The organism is uncultured Agrobacterium sp. (assembly GCA_913777615.1).
In the GTDB taxonomy this organism is placed as follows: domain Bacteria; phylum Pseudomonadota; class Alphaproteobacteria; order Rhizobiales; family Rhizobiaceae; genus Agrobacterium.
The window spans coordinates 421,282-440,775 of the sequence record CAJYTK010000013.1; the positions used below are offsets into that span (position 1 = coordinate 421,282).

The window sequence follows — 19,494 nt, forward strand, 5'->3', positions numbered from 1 at the left end:
GCGACCGTCAGATGGCAAAAGCCCCCTCTCCTCCGCCGCAAAAGACATCGTCACGTCAGGAAGAGAACGACGGCAAAGACCTGTTCGATCCCGCCAACGAACGCGGTCTATTTTCAGACCAAAGCCCGGCTCCCACGCAGCCAAAGACGTCTCCCCAGCGGGAGCCGGCGCATTATCATGGCCACAGGGAGCGGCTGCGCGGCAAGTATCGAGACCACGGTGATGCGGCGCTGGCAGATTATGAACTTCTCGAATTGTTGCTGTTCCGGCTCATTCCCCGCCGAGATACGAAACCGATCGCAAAAGCGTTGATTGCGCGTTTCGGCACACTAGCTGGCGTACTGGGAGCACCGCTGCCGCTGTTGCAGGAAGTGAAAGGCATCGGAGATACGGTGGCTCTCGACCTGAAGCTGATTGCTTCCGTTTCGCAGCGCATGCTGAAAAGCGAAATCCGCAACAAGCAGGTGCTTAGCTCATGGTCCTCTGTCATCGATTACTGTCATGCAGTGATGGCGCATGAAACGCGTGAGCAATTCCGCATCCTGTTTCTTGACAAGCGCAATGTGCTGATCGCCGACGAGATACAGGGGCAAGGTACAGTCGACCACACACCGGTCTATCCGCGGGAGGTCGTGCGACGTGCCCTGGAGCTGTCATCGACTGCGATCATTCTCGTCCACAATCACCCAAGCGGCGACCCCACTCCATCGCGAGCAGACATAGATATGACAAAGACGATCATCGACACGGCGAAACCGCTTGGTATCGCGATCCATGATCATATAATCATCGGCAAGGATGGTCATGTCAGCTTAAAGGGTCTGCGTCTGATTTAGGAATTTCCAGCAGAACCGTCAGCGCTTCGCCGCCGGACAACGCGCCAAAACAAGATATCGAGCATTGGAGGCGATCCCGTGATCGCTTGAAAATGCTCCCGATTGACGCGGCAAATTTTGTCCCGCATTGCGAACAACGATTGTTCCCGCATCCAGTAACGCACCGGTGTTAAACTTCCGGCCCAATACGATACACAACCTCAAGATTTACATTAATATAAAATCAACCTGCAAACATTAGCATCTAAGAATTAACGCATGAAGCGTATCGGAGGATGCCATGGCCATTTTGGCAAGAATGCTTCGTCATCGTGGCGGCTCGTCAGCTGTCGAGTTCGCAATCATAGCTCCCATTTTTCTTTTGGTCCTTTTGACCATGATCGCCTACGGCATCTACCTGATGACGGCGCACTCCGTTCAACAGGTGGCTGCCGATGCGGCGAGAACCGCCGTCGCAGGTCTTAATAACAATGAAAGACAGGCACTGGCGAAGGACTTCGTCACCAGAACATCTCTTGGCTATGTTTTCATGGACAAGCGCTACTTCAATGTGACCGTAGGCCAGGATTTGAACAACAGCAATCAGTTCACCGTCACGGTAGAATATGATGCGACCGAGTTACCAATCTGGAACCTTTATTCTTACGCCCTTCCCGAGAAAACCATCAAGCGCTTCTCGACAATCAGGATCGGAGGGGTTTGATATGCACGACAAGCGGCCTTCAAATTTTCAGATCTGGAAGAACAAGTCCGGCAATATAGCAATCACGGCAGGGCTGACGGCGCCCCTCTTTGTCGGCATCCTGGCGCTCGGGGTCGATTACGGAGCGCTTACCCTTCAGAAAAGAGAGTTGCAGCAAACGGCAGACCTCGCTGCCATCTCGGCGGCCGCCGCGGTCAACCCAGATCAAGCGGTTTTGCAGTACTTCAAACTCAACGGCAAAAAGATCGGTATCAAAACGGAAAACGGCCTGCTGACCGATACCGGCTTTGTTTCAGCTGATATCGAGGGAGAATTGGCCGGTGTCGATGGTTATGCGACCGTCACCAAAGGCCGCTATGTGCCAGATTCCACTGTCGACGTGGGGCAACGCTTCGTCGCGGACGCCAGCCCTACGAACGCAGTGAAAGTCGAAATCGTCGAAAAGGGCCAAATCTATTTCGCATCCAGCTTCACCACTGCGCCGAAGATTTCGGCAGTGGGCACGGCGGCGGCGTCGCGTGTCGCAGCTTTTTCCGTCGGCTCCCGGCTGCTCTCGCTCAATGAGGGCCTGTTGAACGCAGTTCTGAGTGGACTTCTGGGTTCTTCAGTCAACCTTAAACTCATGGATTATCAGGCCCTTGTCAGTGCCGACATCAATCTCTTGAAGACGATTGACATCCTGGCGATTGACCTTGGATTACAGGCGGGCACGTATCGTGATCTGCTTACCAAAGATATCACTCTCAGTCAGTTCCTTAACGCGCTTGGGCGAACGGGAGGGTTGCAGCCCTCGCTCGTGGCGACCATCAAGAGTTTGGAGCGCGCTGCCAACAAAACCAGTATCAGCCTCCCGCTGGAAAAGATCGTCAATCTGGGTCCGTTTCTAGGCAATATGGTCGGAAGCAGCGAAAATCTTAAGGTCACCGCAAAGCTGTTCGATCTGGTCTCAGCCGCGGCGATCGCCGCCAATGGCAATCAGCAGATTGCCATCAATGCGGGCGCGTCGGTACCCGGACTGGCCGCTACGAAATTGACCATCGCCATCGGTGAACCTCCCGTCAGCGCGCCGCCTCTGGCTGTCGGGTCAACGGGAACCGTCGTTCGCACGGCGCAGACGCGTCTGGCCATAGAGACCTCTGTCACCGGGTTGAAAGCATTGCTCGGCCTGCAGATCAACCTCCCTCTCTATGTGGAGGTGGCCAATGCCGAAGCAAAGCTTGCGGATATCAGATGCATGACCCCGGGCGACGGTGCCGTCGATATCGACGTCGTTCCGGGGCTGGCGGAAATCGCACTCGGAAATGTCGACACCAGCGCCTTCAATAATTTCGGACGAACTCCACGCGTGACCAAGGCTTCGATCCTCGATTCCGCAGTCGTCAGGATCAACGGCATGGCACAGATTAATAGTGGCAATCTGACGAAGAGTAGATTGACCTTCTATCAAGCCGACATCCAGCAGGCCAGGATTAAGCAGGTTTCCACCAAAGACGTGACCACCTCTCTTGTTGCTTCGCTTCTGAAGAAACTCGATGTCGATATCAACGTGCTTTTCCTTACGATCGGCTCGCCCGCGATCATTCAATCAGCGCTGGCCGATACGTTGAGCGCCGCCACCAAACCGATCGACGAGTTGTTATATAACACATTGCTCGTGATGGGCGTGAAGATCGGTGAAGCGGATGTGCGGGTGACCGATCTTCGCTGCATGCAGCCCGTGCTGGTACAATGACGGTGTAAAGACAAGAAAGCCGCCGGATCGCTCCGGCGGCTTTCTTGTCTAATGGCTGAACCCTCACGCGTTGGCAACAGCCAGACGCTTTTCATCGCGACCGCTCTTCATGCGCTCGGATAGAAGGAATGCCAGTTCCAACGCCTGGTCGGCATTCAGACGCGGGTCGCAATGCGTGTGATAGCGGTCGGACAGTGAGTCTGCCGTTACGGCACGCGCACCGCCGGTGCATTCGGTAACGTCCTTACCGGTCATCTCGATATGGATGCCGCCTGGATGCGTGCCCTCTGCACGGTGGATCTGGAAGAAGCTTTCCACTTCCGACAGAATGCGCTCGAATGGACGCGTCTTGTAGTGGTTGAGCGTGATTGTGTTGCCATGCATCGGATCGCAGGACCAGATGACCTTACGGCCTTCCTTCTCGACAGCCCGGATTAGCTTTGGCAGGTGGTCGGCAACCTTGTCGTGACCGAAACGGCAAATCAACGTCAGGCGACCTGCTTCGTTGGCGGGGTTCAGCGCGTCGATCAGCTGGATCAAATTGTCCGGCTGGAGCGACGGGCCGCACTTCAAACCGATCGGGTTCTTGATGCCGCGGAAATATTCCACATGCGCGTGGTCAAGCTGGCGTGTGCGGTCGCCGATCCACAGCATGTGGCCGGAGGTTGCATACCAATCGCCGGAGGTGGAATCGACGCGAGTCAGGGCCTCTTCATAACCCAGAAGCAACGCTTCGTGGCTGGTGAAGAAATCCGTTTCGCGAAGGCTTGGGTTGTTCTCGGCGCTAATGCCGATCGCCTTCATGAAGTCCATGGTTTCGGAGATACGACCGGCAAGCTTGCGATAACGATCCGCCTGCGGGGAATCCTTGACGAAGCCGAGCATCCACTGATGCACGTTTTCCAGGTTGGCGTAACCACCCATGGCGAAGGCGCGAAGCAGGTTCAGCGTTGCAGCCGACTGACGATAAGCATCCAGCTGGCGCTCCGGGTTGGGAATGCGCGAGGCTTCGTTGAACTCGATACCGTTGATGATGTCACCACGGTAGGACGGCAGCTCGACGCCATTCTGCGCCTCGATATTGGACGAACGCGGCTTGGCGAACTGACCGGCGATACGGCCAACCTTGACCACGGGCAGTTGCGCGCCATAGGTCAGAACCACGGCCATCTGGAGGAAGGCGCGGAAGAAGTCGCGAATATTGTCGGCGCCATGCTCCAGGAAGCTTTCGGCGCAGTCGCCTCCCTGCAGAAGAAAGGCCTCGCCTTCGGCGACGCTGGCGAGTTGCTTCTTCAGACGGCGCGCCTCACCGGCAAAAACCAGCGGAGGATAGCTCGCAAGCTGGGCTTCCGTCGCTGCAAGCGCAGCAGCGTCAGGATATTGCGGAACCTGCTGGATGGGCTTTTGTCTCCAGCTACCGGGCGTCCAATTCTGTGCCATTCTACTCACCTGTCTCCCCGCCCGAAAAATTGCGCGGGCGTGCGCACCTTTAAAAATTGAGCGGCTTATAAACCTTTGCAGGGAGCTTGCCTAGTCAATTACCGACGCTTTTGGACCTGCGCAAACCCTCTGCGATTCTAGATAATCCTTGAATTGAAGCCTGTGTGCTTCACGTCGTTGTTTTCGCAGCCCATCGCGATTGTGCAACCGCTGCGCTACGCGCCAAAGAAACAAGCCGAAATGGTCGAGACCGGTCGATGGCCATGTCTCCCATCGGTGACCATCGACACTCTTCCTCTCCTTGACTTGATTACGCGTCATCCTCTCCATTGCAAACATCGTTTCCGGCAACATGATCTTTCTCCTGTGTTCCCGACAGGAGGTAAGGCAGAGGCTGCGACGGGCGTAGATGCAGGAATGAAAGGCGCGTTTCACCGGCAAACGATGCAAAGCCAGATGGATCCGGATATAAATGCCCCTATCAGCCGGAGAGCCTTCCATGACAGATGTAAACTGGGACGATCTGAAACTCTTCCATATCGTTGCGTCCGAGGGTGGTCTTGCAGGCGCGGCAAGCCTGACCGGCATCAGCGCGCCGACGATCGGCCGAAAGATGCTCTTTCTCGAACGGACGATGGGACGCACGCTCTTTATCCGCAGCCAGCAGGGCTACAAGCTGGCGCCCGACGGGGTGATCCTGTTTGAACGCGTTCAACATATGAGGCGGACGGCAGCAGATATCAGCCAGTGGCACGGCGACGCCTTCTCACTGCCCATCGTTTCGATTTCCTCCAACATCTGGCTGATGGGTTTCATTGCCGAAAACACGAGCGCCATTCGCGGACCGGACGATGCCTTTCGACTTTGCTGCAAGCACTTCGGCCCCGAAGACGATCTGACCTACCGACGCGGAATGATCGGGGTCTTTGACGCATCCCCACAGCATGGCAATTTCGCAGTGCGCAAATCCGTTACGGTCAATTACTGCGCCTACCGGTCTGAGGGACTGACAACGGCCGCATCCGCCCCCTGGATTTCAATCGGCACGGAAGTCGCGGCGTCGGATGCGGAGAAGTGGGTCTTTCGCAATCGGGAGCAGATGATCCACACATGGACAAATGCGCCAGCGCTCTTGCCGCGCCTGATCCAGAGCGGGGCCGGCAAGGGCGTGTTGCCCGCCTATATCGGCGACACTTTGCCAGGCGTGGTGCGAGACGGTGAGATCATTGAGGATCTCGCTCACAACCTGTGGATCACCGTCAACGACGATGATCGACACACAGCGGAAATGCGGGTTGCCATCGATCGGCTCGCTGCGCTGTTGAAGCGCAACGAGCGACTATTCGAAGGCATACAAGCCGAGCCTGTCGAACAGCAGAGCCCGGTTATACTCTTTCCCCGTTCTTGATGCGGTAGCTTGGCGAATACATCGTCACCAGTTCCTCCGCAGCCGTCGGGTGCACGGCCATGGTGGCGTCGAAGTCGTCCTTGGTGCAACCGGCCTTCAGTGTAATGCCGAGAAGCTGCGCCATCTCACCGGCCTCATGCCCCAGAATATGTGCGCCGACGACCTTTCGATCGGCAGCGTTCACAAGAAGCTTCATGATCGTCTTTTCCTGACGACCGGAAAGCGTTGCCTTCATCGGGCGGAATTGCGCGCGGTACACCTCTACCTCTTCGAACTTCGAAGCCGCCTGCTCTTCCGAAAGCCCGACCGTGCCGATTTCGGGCTGGGAGAAGACGGCAGTCGCAATCAGATGATGATCGGGCTTTGTCGGGTTGTTCTTGAATTCCGTCTCGATGAAGCACATCGCCTCATGAATGGCGACGGGCGTCAGCTGTACCCGATCGGTGACGTCGCCAAGCGCATAGATATGCGGGACAGTGGTGCGCGAATAGTCATCGACAATGATCGCGCCCTTCTCATTGATCTCGACTCCTGCCTTTTCAAGCCCGAGCCCCTTGGTGTTGGGATCGCGACCAAGCGCCAGCATGACGAGACCAACATGGACCGACGCGCCCTGCTTGGTGCGGGCCACGAAGCCGCCCGCCCCGTCCTTGCTCACGTCCTGGATCACGTCTTCGAGGATGATGCGGATGCCCTTGGCTTCCATCGCTTCATGCAGGCCCTTGCGCATGTCGCCGTCGAAGCCGTTCAGAATTTCCTTGCCGCGATAGATCAGCGTCGTCTCGACGCCAAGGCCATGGAAGATATTGGCGAATTCAACGGCGATGTAACCGCCGCCGGCAATCAGGATGGATTTCGGCAGCTCTTCCAGATGAAACGCTTCGTTGGAGGAAATTGTCAGTTCATGGCCTGGCAAGGATGTGTGAGCATTTGGCGTGCCGCCGACGGCAATGACGATGCGCTCTGCCGTCACCGTCTGTCCGGTGCTGAGAAGCTTTATAGTGTGTGCATCGACAAGCTCTGCACGGCTATCGAAGATCTCGGCCTTGGCGTTTTCCAGACCCTTGCGGTAAAGACCCTCAAGGCGCTCGATTTCCTTGTCCTTGGCAGCAATCAGCTTTTTCCAGTCGAAGGTGCTCTCTCCGACAGTCCAGCCAAAACCCGCGGCATCCTCGAAATGCTCCGGATATTGGGAGGCGTACACAAAAAGCTTCTTCGGAACGCAGCCTCTGATGACACAGGTGCCGCCGTACCGATATTCTTCAGCGATGCCGACCCGTTTCCCGAGCGATGCAGCGACCCGGGCACTACGCACGCCACCCGATCCGCCGCCGATAACAAAAAGATCATAGTCGTAGGATGTCATCATAAACCTCTGTCGTCAGCCGGAGCGCGCAACGACGGGAGGAAGAACATACCAGCCGCAGTCGAGCAAAATCAGTGCGTTAAGCGAAATTACGCATCCAGAGATACGCAGTGCCAAGGCATCATATGGATGATCATATAGGTGTTAGACGCGGAAAAAGAAAAGCCCGGAATCTCTTCCGGGCTTTGAAAAATACTGAATGATCACCGACCGATCATGGCTTCGGCGCAGGAGCAGCAGCGGGAGCCGGAGCTGTGGCGCCTGGAGCGCCGCCGACATTGGCTTCGTTAGCAGGAAGCGGCTGAAGGTCTGCACCGGCGACCTTTTGAAGTTCGGACATGCTGGCCGAGTTCAGGTCACGGTTGATGCCAGCCGCCCAGATGTCGGCAGCCTTCATCAGTTCACGCGTGGCGATCGGACCGTCCTTCAGAAGCTTCTTACCGGCTTCGCTACCATAGAAGGCAGAGATGGCCTTCAACTCGTCGATCGAGAAGGCGCGTGCGTAGGTGAGTGCTGCTTCTTTTTCCAGGTCGGCACGACGAGGAGCCAGTTCAAGCGCCTTCGCGTCAACGGTTGCGGTGATCTGATCCTGGACATTCGGGGACGCCTGGATCAGCTCAGACTTCAGGCGCTCGGCAAGACCCGGCAGAATGTTATCAAAGCGATCCGTCACGCCGAGTGCGGTGATAGCCTGCTTTGCAGCGGCGATATGCTCTGCAGAAATTTCCTGCGCGCGCACGGCAGTGCCGAACACAAGCCCAGAAATAAGGATCGAAGCAGCGGCAGCTTTGCCCAGTCCCGCTAGTTTACCCATCAACTCTCTCGCTCCTGTTATACTGTCGCATGCATCACGCGGGCGCCGTCCGGTCCTGCGATGATGGCAAGCGATGCCAAATTAATGAAAAGTCCGTGCTCGACGACGCCTGGAATCGCATGCAGCTGACGTGCCAGCGCTTCTGCATCAGGAATACGGCCAAATGATGCGTCGAAAATAAGATGACCGCCATCGGTCTTGAACGGTCCGTCTTCGGAAGAACGTAGTTTCAGCTCACCGGAAAGCCCCACTCTGGCCGCCAGTTTTTCGATAGCGATGCGGGTTGCAGCCATACCGAAAGCATTCACCTCGATGGGCAGCGGAAATGCGCCGAGCGTTTCCACGACCTTCGTCTGATCCGCAATCACGATCATGCGTGCCGACGCCGCCGCGACAATCTTTTCTCGCAACAGAGCTCCGCCGCCGCCCTTGACCAACCGAAGCGCATGATCGACTTCGTCGGCGCCATCGATCGTGAGATCGAGCTCTGGCAGTTCATCCAGGGACTTCAGTGGAACGCCAAGTTCGACGCACAGGCGCGCGGTGCGCTCCGAGGTGGGAACACCTTGAACCTTAAGACCGTTCGCCACCTTCTCGGCAAGCAGGCGAACGAATTCTTCCGCGGTAGAGCCCGTACCAATGCCCAGACGCATTCCGTCCTCGACATAGGTCAATGCTGCCTCTGCGGCCTTGATCTTCATTTGGCGGGCATCCATGCGCCTGCAACTCCGCTTTATATCATGGGCCATGCGCCTGTTGATCGCGCTTGTGCCCGTATGGTTTTGTGCAGCGGCGGGCCCGTTAGCAAGGTGCCGGACCGCTGCGACTGCGTGTGTTTACACGGCTCGAAACTCAAACGAAAGCCCCTTCTGCTGCTTCAAAATGAACCATTCAGTGGTTTCGTTCGAAATGAGATGGTGTGAGCGGGCAGGCAATCGAGGGCGAAACCTAAAGCTTTTGCGCACAAGTCCTCAATCCTGTCGAATTGGATTTCGATTTCCGCCCCGATGCGCTAGGTTCGCGCGATATTTGCCCCACAGACGAGGTTTCCTCTTTGACTTCACCCCTTGTTATATTCGATCTCGACGGCACGCTCGTCGATACGGCTCCGGACCTGATCGACAGCCTGAACCACACCATTGCTGCTGCGGGCCTTGCACCCGTCACCTTCAACGATCTGACCCATCTGGTTGGCCAGGGTGTTCGTGTGATGGTCCAACGCGCCTTCGCGCTCAGGAACAAAGAGTTGCCGGAGGAGGACGTCGAGCCGCTGCACGAGCGCTTCATCGCCCATTACAGAGAGGAGATGCCGGGACAAAGCAAGCCTTATCCCGGCGTTCCAGACGCACTGGCTCGCCTCGCCGCGGAAGGTTTCAGCCTCGCCGTCTGCACCAACAAGACATCCGTTCTAGCCATCCCGCTGCTGGAAAAACTGGGACTGAAGGATCGCTTTTCCACCATTACCTGCGGCGATACGTTTGAATGGCGCAAACCGGATGCCCGCCATATTCTTGGTACGATCGAGAAGGCTGGCTGCGATCCGGCTCGCAGCGTAATGGTGGGTGACAGTGTCAACGACATTCTGGCGGCCAAGAACGCCAAGATTCCCGCTATCGGCGTGACCTTCGGCTACACCGACGTTCCCATGGCAGAGCTTGGGCCGGATGTGACGATAGACAGCTTCGATGCGCTGGATGCAGGGCTTGTGGAGAGGCTTCTGAAATCGCGGGCAAATGCGGCGTGACGTAATCGCCTGGAGCATGTCGCGCAAAGTGCAACAGTTTTGCATCCAAGACAGGCGATGAAACAGTCTCTAAGCGAATCTGAAAGATCGAGGCACACGTAAAATGCCACCATCCCCGGCCTTCTGCCGGGGATTTTTTGTATCACACGCAAAAAAGCCGGCCACAGGGACCGGCTTTTTTTTGCAAAACTTGAACGCGAATTAACGCGAGTAGAATTCGACGACCAGATGCGGTTCCATGATGACGGCGTAAGGCACGTCAGCAAGAGCCGGTACGCGAGCGAAGGTCGCGGTCATCTTGTTATGATCGACTTCGATGTAGTCCGGAACGTCGCGTTCTGCGAGCTGAACAGCTTCGAGAACGATTGCGAGCTGCTTGGACTTCTGGCGAACTTCGATAACGTCGCCGACCTTGCAACGGTACGAACCGATGTTGACGCGAACGCCGTTAACCGTGACGTGGCCATGGTTTACGAACTGGCGAGCCGCGAAAACGGTCGGTACGAACTTGGCGCGGTAGACGATGGCGTCCAGACGCGACTCGAGCAGGCCGATCAGGTTCTCGGAGGTGTCGCCCTTGCGGCGGTTAGCTTCGTCGTAGGTCGCACGGAACTGCTTTTCGCGCAGTTCGCCGTAGTAACCCTTCAGCTTCTGCTTGGCGCGCAGCTGCGTACCGAAGTCAGACATCTTGCCCTTACGGCGCTGGCCGTGCTGGCCTGGGCCGTATTCGCGACGGTTGACCGGGGACTTCGGACGGCCCCAGATGTTTTCGCCCATACGGCGGTCAATTTTGTACTTGGACGATTCGCGCTTGCTCATCGCATTTCCTTTTCAACAGTTTGCACCGGTCTGTTGCCAAACCGGGTGAAGGAAACACGCCCTCCTCTGAGACCCGATTAGGAACCTCTGACAGGCTTCTCACATGCGAGATGGAGAAACCACGGGACATGTCGGTGATATTGACCGCCGAACGTCAGTGACTTACTGCAAGGCAGTCAACGAAACACACCGGACATTTCTGCCCGGCGTTGATGGGGCTTCTAGGGTCGCTTCATAAAAATGTCAACGACAAAAAATGAAGACGCCCCTTGAAACCGTAGCCGATCCTCCCATTTCATTCGGGTGATCAGGACTCGGGCCCCTCTGGCGTATTACCGGACAATACGCGATGTCGAGTCTCCAAGGTTGGGGCGCGTCTTTTTTTCCATCACGTTTCCCGACCATTGAGCCAACCTCGTCCGGACAAAGGTTGACTGATGGACTTTCTGTTTACGGATTTTCTCGGTACCCCCACATGGATGTGGGGCATTTTCATCACCCTCGTTCTAGGCCTTTTGGCGCTGGATCTTGGTGTTCTGCATAAGAACTCCAAGGAAATCGGCATCAAGGAAAGCCTTTTGATGTCGGGCTTCTACATTGCAATCGGCCTGGCCTTCGGTGGATGGATCTGGTTCCAGTCCGGCCAGCAGCCGGCCATGGAATATGTGACGGGCTTCGTTGTGGAAAAAAGCCTGGCGATGGACAACATCTTCATCATCGCCATGATTTTCTCCTACTTCTCAATCCCGCGCCAATACCAGCACCGCGTCCTGCTCTGGGGCATTCTCGGCGTCATCGTCCTTCGCGGCATCATGATTGCCGCTGGCGCTGCAATTGTCGAAAACTTCCACTGGGTTCTCTATCTCTTCGCGGCCTTCCTGGTGTTTACCGGCATCAAGATGCTGTTTTCCAGCGGCCACGACGAACAGGATATCGGCAAAAATCCGATCCTGAACTTCTTGCGCGCACGACTGCCGGTTACCGACAGGCTTCACGAGGAGCGTTTCTTCGTCAAGCAGCCTGACGCAAAGACCGGCAAGCTCAAGACGTTCGTGACGCCGCTGTTCCTCGCGCTTGTGATGGTAGAAATTGCCGACCTGATCTTCGCGGTCGACTCGATCCCGGCGATCTTCGCGATCACCACCGACCCTTTCATTGTCTACACGTCGAACATCTTCGCGATCCTTGGACTGCGCGCACTCTACTTTGCGCTCGCTGCCCTGATCCACCGCTTCGCTTATCTGAAGTACGCTTTGGCTGCGGTGCTGGTCTTCGTCGGTTCCAAGATCTTCGTGGCAGACATGCTGGGTATTGCAAAGATCCCGCCTGCCGTATCTCTGGGCGTGACCGTGGCTATCCTTCTTACGGGTATTGTCGGTTCTCTGCTTGCGACGAAGGACGACAAGAAGGTTATCGAAGAACGGTAAGGGCTTCGCTTTTGACGGCAGAGCGCCGTGCGTCCTCCCGGACGTACGGCGCTTGTTTCAATCCAGACATGTCTCTGCGAAAATCTGATTCCTCGGTGCGCAAACCAGTTCGCGGCGTCACTCCGCTGCCAGACTCATATCTCCATCCGGTGCATCCGCATCGCCCGGCGCCGTCTTGGCGTCTAGGTCCGGAAAGGCGACTATGCGCTTGCCGGTGAAGTCGGCATGAACCACCACCAGTTCCTTCTCCTCGAAGTAACCGAGCAGCCGTCTTGCGCGGCGTGCCGAATGTGTGCCGTAGGCGCGTGCGATTCTTGCATCCGAGGGACACGGCTCTTGCGCAAGCGCGGCCTTGACCAGAAGCAGAAAGACGCCTTGCAGGTCGTCCGACACGCTTCTCGAAAGCTCCAACGCCTTTTGCCAATTCTCACTTGCAGCCAGCTCCACATCCACGCCCGAGCGGGTGATGGCGATCTGGCGGCGAAACTCCGAAAGCGCCATTGGCGTGCCAGGTATGCGGCGCATCCGAGCGCGAACGAGGAAGTCCTGATAGAGGACTGCATCGGTGCGATAGGCCGATTGCGGATCGTCGAGAATTTCTGTCAAAACGGCGGTGATCTTTTCCTCGCGCTCCTCCGGTGTCAGTTCCGGCTGGCTCGAACGCGAAGGTTGCTCGGAAGCAGGCGCGATGGCGGCAGGCGTCGAGCGTGAGAGCTCCGCGAGAATATCGGTTGTAGGGCGAGGAGCCGGCGGTGTGCGACGGACGACAGGACGATTGAACTCTTCCGGGTCCGGCGTGAAGATCAAGTCTTCCACATCCTGGGGCGCATCCGGCAGCGGCATGAGCTTTGGCGATGACGAACGTGCCGATGTTTCCACCGGACCGATGACGATCGGCAGCGGGCGTCTCGACAGGGCCGGGCCGAGGGCCACGAAATTGCCGCGCTGAAGATCGCGAAACATTTCCGCTTGGCGACGGTCCATGCCGAGGAGATCTGCGGCGCGCGCCATATCGATATCGAGGAAGGTACGGCCCATCAGGAAGTTGGAGGCTTCAGCCGCGACATTCTTGGCGAGCTTGGCCAATCTCTGTGTGGCGATCACGCCCGCGAGGCCGCGTTTGCGCCCGCGGCACATCAGGTTTGTCATCGCGCCCAATGAGGCTTTGCGCGCGTCTTCCGTCACCTCGCCGCCGACGGAGGGCGCAAACATCTGTGCTTCGTCGACCACCACCAGCACCGGATACCAATATTCACGATCGGCGTCGAACATGCCATTGAGGAAAGCGGCGGCAGCACGCATCTGTTGTTCGATGTCCAGTCCCTCAAGCGTCAGGACACATGACACGCGATGCTGACGAATGCGATTAGCAATGCCTGCAAGCTCCGCTTCAGTACGCTCACCATCCACCACGACATGACCAAACTTGTCGGACAAAGTGACGAAATCGCCCTCGGGATCGATGATCACCTGCTGCACCCAGGGTGCGGATTGCTCCAGCAGGCGACGCAGAAGATGCGACTTTCCGGAACCGGAATTGCCCTGCACCAGTAAACGCGTGGCAAGCAATTCCTCGATATCGAGCTTGGCACTCTGCCCGCCCGAAAGCGTTCCCATGTCGATACCGACCTGCACTTGTACACTTCCCTGCACTGCTATGAACGAAGGTGCCGATTCATTGAACGGCGAACACTCTCTTTACCAAAGTTTTACTCAAAAGCCCGGACGCATCGCAACAATGCACAGGGAATTGAGAAACTCATTGCTGTTCATCACGCGGTACCAGAGCGCGTGCGACCGAAGGAGAGGCGGCGGCCAAAAACGTTCAGCGCCAAACCTGCGACAACGAGAGCGCTACCAACGATTTCCAGAACCGTGATGTGTTCGGAGAAGGCGAAGTATGCACCCATAAATCCGACGATCGGCACCAGCAGTGAAAACGGAGCCACGGTTCCCGCCGGATAGCGCAGCAACAAAAAGCTCCAGATCCCTGCGCCAATGATCGTTGCACCATAGGCCATGTAGGCAACGACGCCTACCGTCATCATGTTGGCGTTGGCCAGACCGTCGCGGATCGCTTGCGGGCCTTCGAGCATCAACGAAAGCGCAATCAATGGCAGCACGGGCGCAAGGCTCGTCCATGCCACGAAGGAGATGGCGTTCACCCGACCAACCTTGCGATTGACGATATTGCCGATCGCCCAGCTGAAGGCCGCGCCGACACACATTAGCAGGGGAACGAGGGCCGTTAGCTCCAGACGTTCCAGAGCGATCACCGCAAGGCCTGAAAAAGCGACAGCTGCGCCAGCAATATGGGACTTCAGCGGGATTTCACCCAGCAACGTGACGGCGAGCGCCATGGTGAAGAACGCCTGCGACTGCATAACGAGTGAAGCAAGCCCGGCAGGCAGCCCCCACTTGATGGCCGTATAAAGCAGTCCGAACTGCGCGCAACCCATGACCATGCCGTAAACGACCATGTGCTTCCACGGCACTTTCGGGCGCGGCAGGAAGAAGATCAACGGGACGGCAGCGAAAAGGTAACGCAGAGCGGTCAGGAAAAGGGGCGGCATATCCATGACGCCGATTTTTATGACCACGAAGTTGAAGCCCCAGAGGAAGACCGTGACCAGAGCAAGAAGGATGTGCGGCGCTGACATTGTTCAATCCAAACTCGCGCCGCGCAGACTGGCGACGCTTTTATGCAGCAGCTTTCTTCCAGCCTGCCGCGAGCAGTCCGGCACCGATCAAAAGTCCGCCGCCGGTGCGATTGACGACACGCTGGACGGAGGGCTTGCGAATGGTGTTGCGCGCTGCACTCGCCAGCAACCCATAAAGAGCCGCGTTGCAAGTCGCAAGCACAAGAAAAGTAACTTCGAAAATAAGCACCTGCGGCCAGAACGGCAGGTTTGGCACGAGGAACTGCGGCAGGAAGGCGACAAAGAAGATGATGCTCTTCGGGTTCAGCGCCGTCACGATATAGGTATGGAGAAATATTTTTATCGGACGCTCGCGCCCTGTCACATTTCCCTCCCCGTCAGCCGAAGCTCCAACGGGCGCGCGCCAGAGTTTGATACCGAGATAGATCAGATAGGCAGCACCCACCCACTTCAAGATCGTGAAGAGCGCGGCAGACGTTGCCAGCAGCGCACCGAGGCCCAGCATTGAGGCCGTCATGGCGGTGAAGTCGCCAAGGGCTACGCCAGCAACCGTGGCGCTGCTTGCCTTTCGGCCGTGTCCGAGCGCATAGGAAATGACTAGGAGGATCGTGGGCCCTGGAATGGCGAGCATGACGGCGGATGCGGCCACGAAGGCCAGCCAGTTTTCAATCGGCATCGGTAAATCCCCTCTCGAAACAAAGAGAAAGTAAGCCATCGGCCAGCAGGACAGGCAAGTACCTTTTTTCAACTATTGAGAAGCAGCTTACGCGGCAGAGTTGCTACCTATTTTTCGCCCCACCGGTTCTTGAATACCAATTGGTCTAACGGCAGGCGTTGGCGCCATCCCTTCACCGCAAGCTCTGGCTCCGCGTAGAGTTCAGAAACATATCCCAGGCAAAGCCACGCCACGATTTGAATGTGATGCGGGATATCCAGTATCTCTCGGATATCATCGTCATGAAAGATGCTGACCCAGCCAACGCCGACGCCCTCGGCACGTGCTGCCAGCCAGAGGTTCTGGACTGCGCAGACCGTGGAATAAACATCCATATGAGGATTGTGGGTGCGCCCCAGCACCACATCGCCACCTCTTGTTGGATCGCAGGTGACGCAGATGGAGAGCGGCGCCTTCCTGATTCCTTCCAGCTTCAGACTGCGATAAAGCGACTGTTTTTCATCTACAAACATCTGTGCCGCTTCCTCATTGGCACGGCTGAAGGCCTGCCACACGGCCTGTCTGATCTCACCATTCGTGACGAGGGTAAAATTCCACGGCTGCATGAAGCCGACCGAAGGCGCGGCGTGGGCTGCAGCAAGCAGCTTTCCGATCAGTTCATCCGGTAGCGGATCGGATAAAAACTCATTGCGGACATCGCGGCGAGTCTCGATAGCGCGGTAGACCGCAGCCTTGTCGTCTTCGGCAAATTCAAAAGCTGGCCTCAGGCCGCGCCGGGTGTCATCAGGTCGCATCGTCAATCCCCAACAATGCAGGAAGGACCGCGTGAGCACGCAGATTGCACTGCGTCACAGACCTCCTTCCTCACAACCTGCCGCTGTCCGCGCGGACTGGTCAATCGTGTCAGGCCGGTCTTCTGACTTGGCTTCTTCTGACCGTTGCCGCCTTCCCGAGATTGCTCAGTGACATATGGCGACGGTCATCCGCCTCACAGCGTTGGGCACGTTGCGGTCTTGCACCGCATTCCCGATTCTCCCGCTCAAGCAGGCACCTGACGAAAACCGTATGTCCAATTGTTGGCGCCAAGGCAAGCGCCGCAGATTTATTCGGCTGGGAAATATCGCACATAGGCAAACTCATCACCAGCTGGTGACCAGTTGGGAGAGTTCATCGTCCCCTGCCCGCCAAAAAGATCAAAGAGCGTTTCGACATTGCCACCATCGGGATCCATCAGTCGCACGCGAACATCGAGATCACGCGGATGGTCGAAGACGTCGCCGTCATAGGAAATGAAGACGACCTTGTCTCCCTTTGGAGACGGATGGGGGAACCAGTCGCCATATGGGCTGTTCGTGATCCGCTCGACGGCTGATCCATCTGCTCTTACGCGCCAGATCTGCATTTGTCCCGTGCGGCTGGAGTTGAAGTATATCCAATGACCGTCCGGCGAATAATCCGGCCCGTCGTTTCGCCCCTCTCCATGGGTCAGGCGCGTCTCGTTGCGGGTTTCTATGTCCATGGAATAAATATCGAAAATCTGATCTCTGATCCCGCAGTAAGCAAAGCTTTTGCCATCCGGCGCCCAGCCATGCCAGTAGGAGGGCAGGTTCGGCGTCATCAATGTCGGCGCGCCACCTGATGACGGAAGAAGATAGATCGCGCTCTTCCCGAACTCGACCTTGTCCGAAATCGCGTAAAGCGACCCATCCGGCGAAATGCCATGATCGTTGTTGCACTGTACGGCAAAGCCGGTGTCGACCTTCTCTACCGCGACATCTCCACCCAGAGACAAGCGATAAAGCAGGCCCTCACTGTTCAACAGGAGATAGCGACCGTCTGGGGACCAGTTGGGTGCTTCGAACAGTTTGTCCGTCTGCCAGACCACCCGATTTGCCCGAGTATGAATATTGAATATCTCGACTGAACTGCGCATCGTTACTCCCCTCACCACGTCCAGACTGGCAGGCCAGCCTACCGGTCGCGGAAGCGATTGGTGATAGGATAGCGCCGGTCACGTCCGAAATTCTTCTTGGTGATTTTCACACCCGGTGCGGACTGGCGACGCTTGTACTCCGCAAGATAGAGCAGATGCTCGATCCGGTGGACAGTCGTCACATCGTGACCGCGTGCGACGATCTCGTCGACGGACATTTCCTGTTCAACCAGGCACTCAAGAATATCGTCAAGAACCGGATATGGCGGCAGCGAGTCCTGGTCTGTCTGGTTGGGCCGCAACTCAGCCGACGGAGCCTTTGAGATGATGTTGGCCGGTATCACTTCACCGGAAGGCCCGAGGGCGCCCGGCGGGACATGGGCATTGCGCCAACTGGAGATGGCGTAGACCTGCATCTTATAGAGGTCCTTGATAGGATTGAACCCGCCATTCATATCACCATAGAGCGTGGCATAGCCGACCGACATTTCCGACTTGTTGCCCGTCGTGACCACCATCGAGCCGAATTTGTTTGACACGCCCATTAGGATCGTCCCGCGTGCGCGGCTTTGCAGGTTTTCCTCTGTTATGCCTTCTTCCGTGCCTTCGAACAGTTCCGAAAGGGCTGACATAAAGCCGTCTACGGGCTCGGCGATCGGCACGATGTCATAGCGACAACCAAGCGCCCTGGCGCAATCGGCAGCGTCTTTCAGCGATTCTTCCGAGGTATAGCGGTAAGGCAGCATGATGCAGCGCACCCTCTCCTCACCCAACGCATCGACTGCAATTGCCGCACAGATGGCAGAATCGATACCGCCAGAGAGGCCGAGTACGACGCTCTTGAAGCCGTTCTTGTTGACGTAGTCGCGGAAGCCCAGCATGCAGGCGCGATAATCTGCCTCCTCGCCTTCGGGAATATGCGACACCGGTCCTTGGCTGCAATGCCAGCCATTCTCGGTACGCTTCCAGTCGGTAACGGCAAGCGTCGCTTCGAACTGGCTCATCTGAAATGCCAGCGTCTTATCAGCGTTGAAGCCGAAGCTTGCCCCGTCAAAAACCAGTTCATCCTGACCGCCAAGCTGATTGGCGAACACGAGAGGCAGCCCGCTTTCGATAACCTGCCGCAGCGCTACCTGATGACGCACATCGACCTTGCCGCGATAATAGGGCGAGCCATTCGGAACCAACAATATTTCAGCGCCGGCCTCGGCTAGTGTCTCGCAGATACCGAGATCGTTCCAGATTTCTTCGCAAATCGGGATGCCGATGCGGACGCCCCGGAAATTGTAAGGGCCGGAGATGGAGCCTTCGCTGAAGACACGCTTCTCGTCAAACTCGCCGTAGTTTGGCAGGTCGACCTTGTCACGCAGAGCGACAATCTCTCCACCATCCAGCAAAGCGACCGAGTTATGCCTGCCCTTTTCGCCCTGACGGGGGAAGCCGATGATGACGCCCGGGCCGCCATCCGCCGTGTCTGCGGCCAGATCCTCTACCGCCTTGAGGCAGGCTTTTAAGAATGCCGGCTTCAGGACCAGATCTTCCGGCGGATAGCCGGAGATGAAAAGCTCCGTCAGCAGAACTAGATCGGCGCCCTGGGCTGCGGCATCCGCTCTCGCCTCTCGCGCTTTTGCTAGGTTGCCAGCGACATCGCCGACGGTCGGATTGAACTGTCCGATGGCGATCCGGAACGTGTGGGGAATGGTCTGTTCTGTGCTCATGCCTTCCTCATTATCGCGCCGGCTCTCACTGTGCAACGCGCAGGATAAAACTGTTATAAAACAACGGCCCTTCAAGAAGGTTTCGGGATGGGAATGCCGGACATACACAGCTCACGCAATGGTTACGCGCCAGACCTGTGAATTGCGCATAGTTCATGTCGCGTTCATTGCCTGTATGTGACAGTTAGATGACACTTATATGACAGGTGATTCATGCC

Annotated in this window: 17 protein-coding genes and 1 riboswitch; of the genes, 6 read left to right on the forward strand and 11 right to left on the reverse strand. The window is 57.0% G+C overall.

From position 1 onward, the window contains the following. Nucleotides 1-11 precede the first annotated feature (11 nt). From radC to QZ862_RS13600, 3 genes are all read left to right on the forward strand, one after another. The gene (radC, locus tag QZ862_RS13590; protein ID WP_296036733.1) at nucleotides 12-836 is read left to right on the forward strand and encodes a DNA repair protein RadC; all 825 of its coding nucleotides are present in this window, start codon (nucleotides 12-14) and stop codon (nucleotides 834-836) included. 280 nt (nucleotides 837-1,116) lie between these two features. After that, nucleotides 1,117-1,539: a TadE/TadG family type IV pilus assembly protein gene (locus QZ862_RS13595; RefSeq protein WP_296018420.1), complete on the forward strand. Its 423-nt coding sequence runs from the start codon at nucleotides 1,117-1,119 to the stop codon at nucleotides 1,537-1,539. A 1-nt stretch (nucleotide 1,540) separates the two neighbouring features. After that, the gene (locus tag QZ862_RS13600) at nucleotides 1,541-3,271 is read left to right on the forward strand and encodes a TadG family pilus assembly protein (RefSeq protein ID WP_296100534.1); all 1,731 of its coding nucleotides are present in this window, start codon (nucleotides 1,541-1,543) and stop codon (nucleotides 3,269-3,271) included. Between the two features lie 63 nt (nucleotides 3,272-3,334). On the opposite strand, the gene QZ862_RS13605 is transcribed toward QZ862_RS13600, so the two are convergent. Next, complete coding sequence (locus tag QZ862_RS13605) at nucleotides 3,335-4,711, reverse strand: class II 3-deoxy-7-phosphoheptulonate synthase (protein ID WP_296018422.1); 1,377 nt, start codon at nucleotides 4,709-4,711, stop codon at nucleotides 3,335-3,337. A gap of 499 nt (nucleotides 4,712-5,210) precedes the next feature. Here QZ862_RS13605 and QZ862_RS13610 point away from each other — a divergent pair, with 499 nt between their 5' ends. After that, the gene (locus QZ862_RS13610; RefSeq protein ID WP_296100537.1) at nucleotides 5,211-6,119 is read left to right on the forward strand and encodes a LysR family transcriptional regulator; all 909 of its coding nucleotides are present in this window, start codon (nucleotides 5,211-5,213) and stop codon (nucleotides 6,117-6,119) included. Here QZ862_RS13610 and gor read toward each other — a convergent pair. The 3 genes from gor to rpiA form a co-directional block, all read right to left on the reverse strand. Beyond that, complete coding sequence (gene gor / locus QZ862_RS13615) at nucleotides 6,097-7,485, reverse strand: glutathione-disulfide reductase (RefSeq protein WP_296019085.1); 1,389 nt, start codon at nucleotides 7,483-7,485, stop codon at nucleotides 6,097-6,099. The two genes, QZ862_RS13610 and gor, sit on opposite strands and share 23 nt — an antisense overlap. A 214-nt stretch (nucleotides 7,486-7,699) precedes the next feature. Then, complete coding sequence (locus QZ862_RS13620) at nucleotides 7,700-8,299, reverse strand: DUF2059 domain-containing protein (RefSeq protein ID WP_296019087.1); 600 nt, start codon at nucleotides 8,297-8,299, stop codon at nucleotides 7,700-7,702. Nucleotides 8,300-8,316: 17 nt separating this feature from the next. After that, a complete protein-coding gene (rpiA, locus tag QZ862_RS13625) occupies nucleotides 8,317-9,015 on the reverse strand; it encodes a ribose-5-phosphate isomerase RpiA (RefSeq protein WP_296019089.1) in 699 nt (232 codons plus the stop codon). Nucleotides 9,016-9,353: 338 nt separating this feature from the next. Between rpiA and gph the strand changes: the two genes are divergently transcribed. Continuing rightward, the gene (gene gph, locus QZ862_RS13630; protein ID WP_296100538.1) at nucleotides 9,354-10,043 is read left to right on the forward strand and encodes a phosphoglycolate phosphatase; all 690 of its coding nucleotides are present in this window, start codon (nucleotides 9,354-9,356) and stop codon (nucleotides 10,041-10,043) included. 201 nt (nucleotides 10,044-10,244) lie between these two features. Here the strand turns inward: gph and rpsD are convergent, their stop codons facing one another. Beyond that, on the reverse strand, nucleotides 10,245-10,862 hold the full coding sequence (gene rpsD / locus QZ862_RS13635) for a 30S ribosomal protein S4 (protein WP_296019094.1): 618 nt from the start codon (nucleotides 10,860-10,862) through the stop codon (nucleotides 10,245-10,247). A gap of 437 nt (nucleotides 10,863-11,299) precedes the next feature. On the opposite strand from rpsD, the gene QZ862_RS13640 reads away from it, so the two are divergent. Then, nucleotides 11,300-12,289 (forward strand): TerC family protein, encoded by a 990-nt coding sequence (locus tag QZ862_RS13640; protein ID WP_296019097.1) that lies wholly within the window; start codon nucleotides 11,300-11,302, stop codon nucleotides 12,287-12,289. A gap of 117 nt (nucleotides 12,290-12,406) precedes the next feature. Here the strand turns inward: QZ862_RS13640 and QZ862_RS13645 are convergent, their stop codons facing one another. From QZ862_RS13645 to QZ862_RS13670, 6 genes are all read right to left on the reverse strand, one after another. Continuing rightward, on the reverse strand, nucleotides 12,407-13,924 hold the full coding sequence (locus QZ862_RS13645) for an ATP-binding protein (RefSeq protein WP_296100540.1): 1,518 nt from the start codon (nucleotides 13,922-13,924) through the stop codon (nucleotides 12,407-12,409). Between the two features lie 137 nt (nucleotides 13,925-14,061). Then, nucleotides 14,062-14,949: an EamA family transporter gene (locus QZ862_RS13650; RefSeq protein WP_296100542.1), complete on the reverse strand. Its 888-nt coding sequence runs from the start codon at nucleotides 14,947-14,949 to the stop codon at nucleotides 14,062-14,064. A 40-nt stretch (nucleotides 14,950-14,989) separates the two neighbouring features. Beyond that, nucleotides 14,990-15,625, reverse strand: coding sequence for a LysE family translocator (locus QZ862_RS13655; RefSeq protein WP_296100544.1), 636 nt, complete (start codon nucleotides 15,623-15,625; stop codon nucleotides 14,990-14,992). 107 nt (nucleotides 15,626-15,732) lie between these two features. Beyond that, nucleotides 15,733-16,419 (reverse strand): 5,6-dimethylbenzimidazole synthase, encoded by a 687-nt coding sequence (gene bluB / locus QZ862_RS13660; protein WP_296036752.1) that lies wholly within the window; start codon nucleotides 16,417-16,419, stop codon nucleotides 15,733-15,735. Nucleotides 16,420-16,513: 94 nt separating this feature from the next. Continuing rightward, a riboswitch (cobalamin riboswitch) is annotated at nucleotides 16,514-16,695 on the reverse strand. Nucleotides 16,696-16,727: 32 nt separating this feature from the next. Beyond that, complete coding sequence (locus tag QZ862_RS13665; protein WP_296100546.1) at nucleotides 16,728-17,558, reverse strand: TolB family protein; 831 nt, start codon at nucleotides 17,556-17,558, stop codon at nucleotides 16,728-16,730. A 38-nt stretch (nucleotides 17,559-17,596) separates the two neighbouring features. After that, a complete protein-coding gene (locus QZ862_RS13670) occupies nucleotides 17,597-19,276 on the reverse strand; it encodes an NAD+ synthase (RefSeq protein ID WP_296100548.1) in 1,680 nt (559 codons plus the stop codon). Nucleotides 19,277-19,494 lie beyond the last annotated feature (218 nt).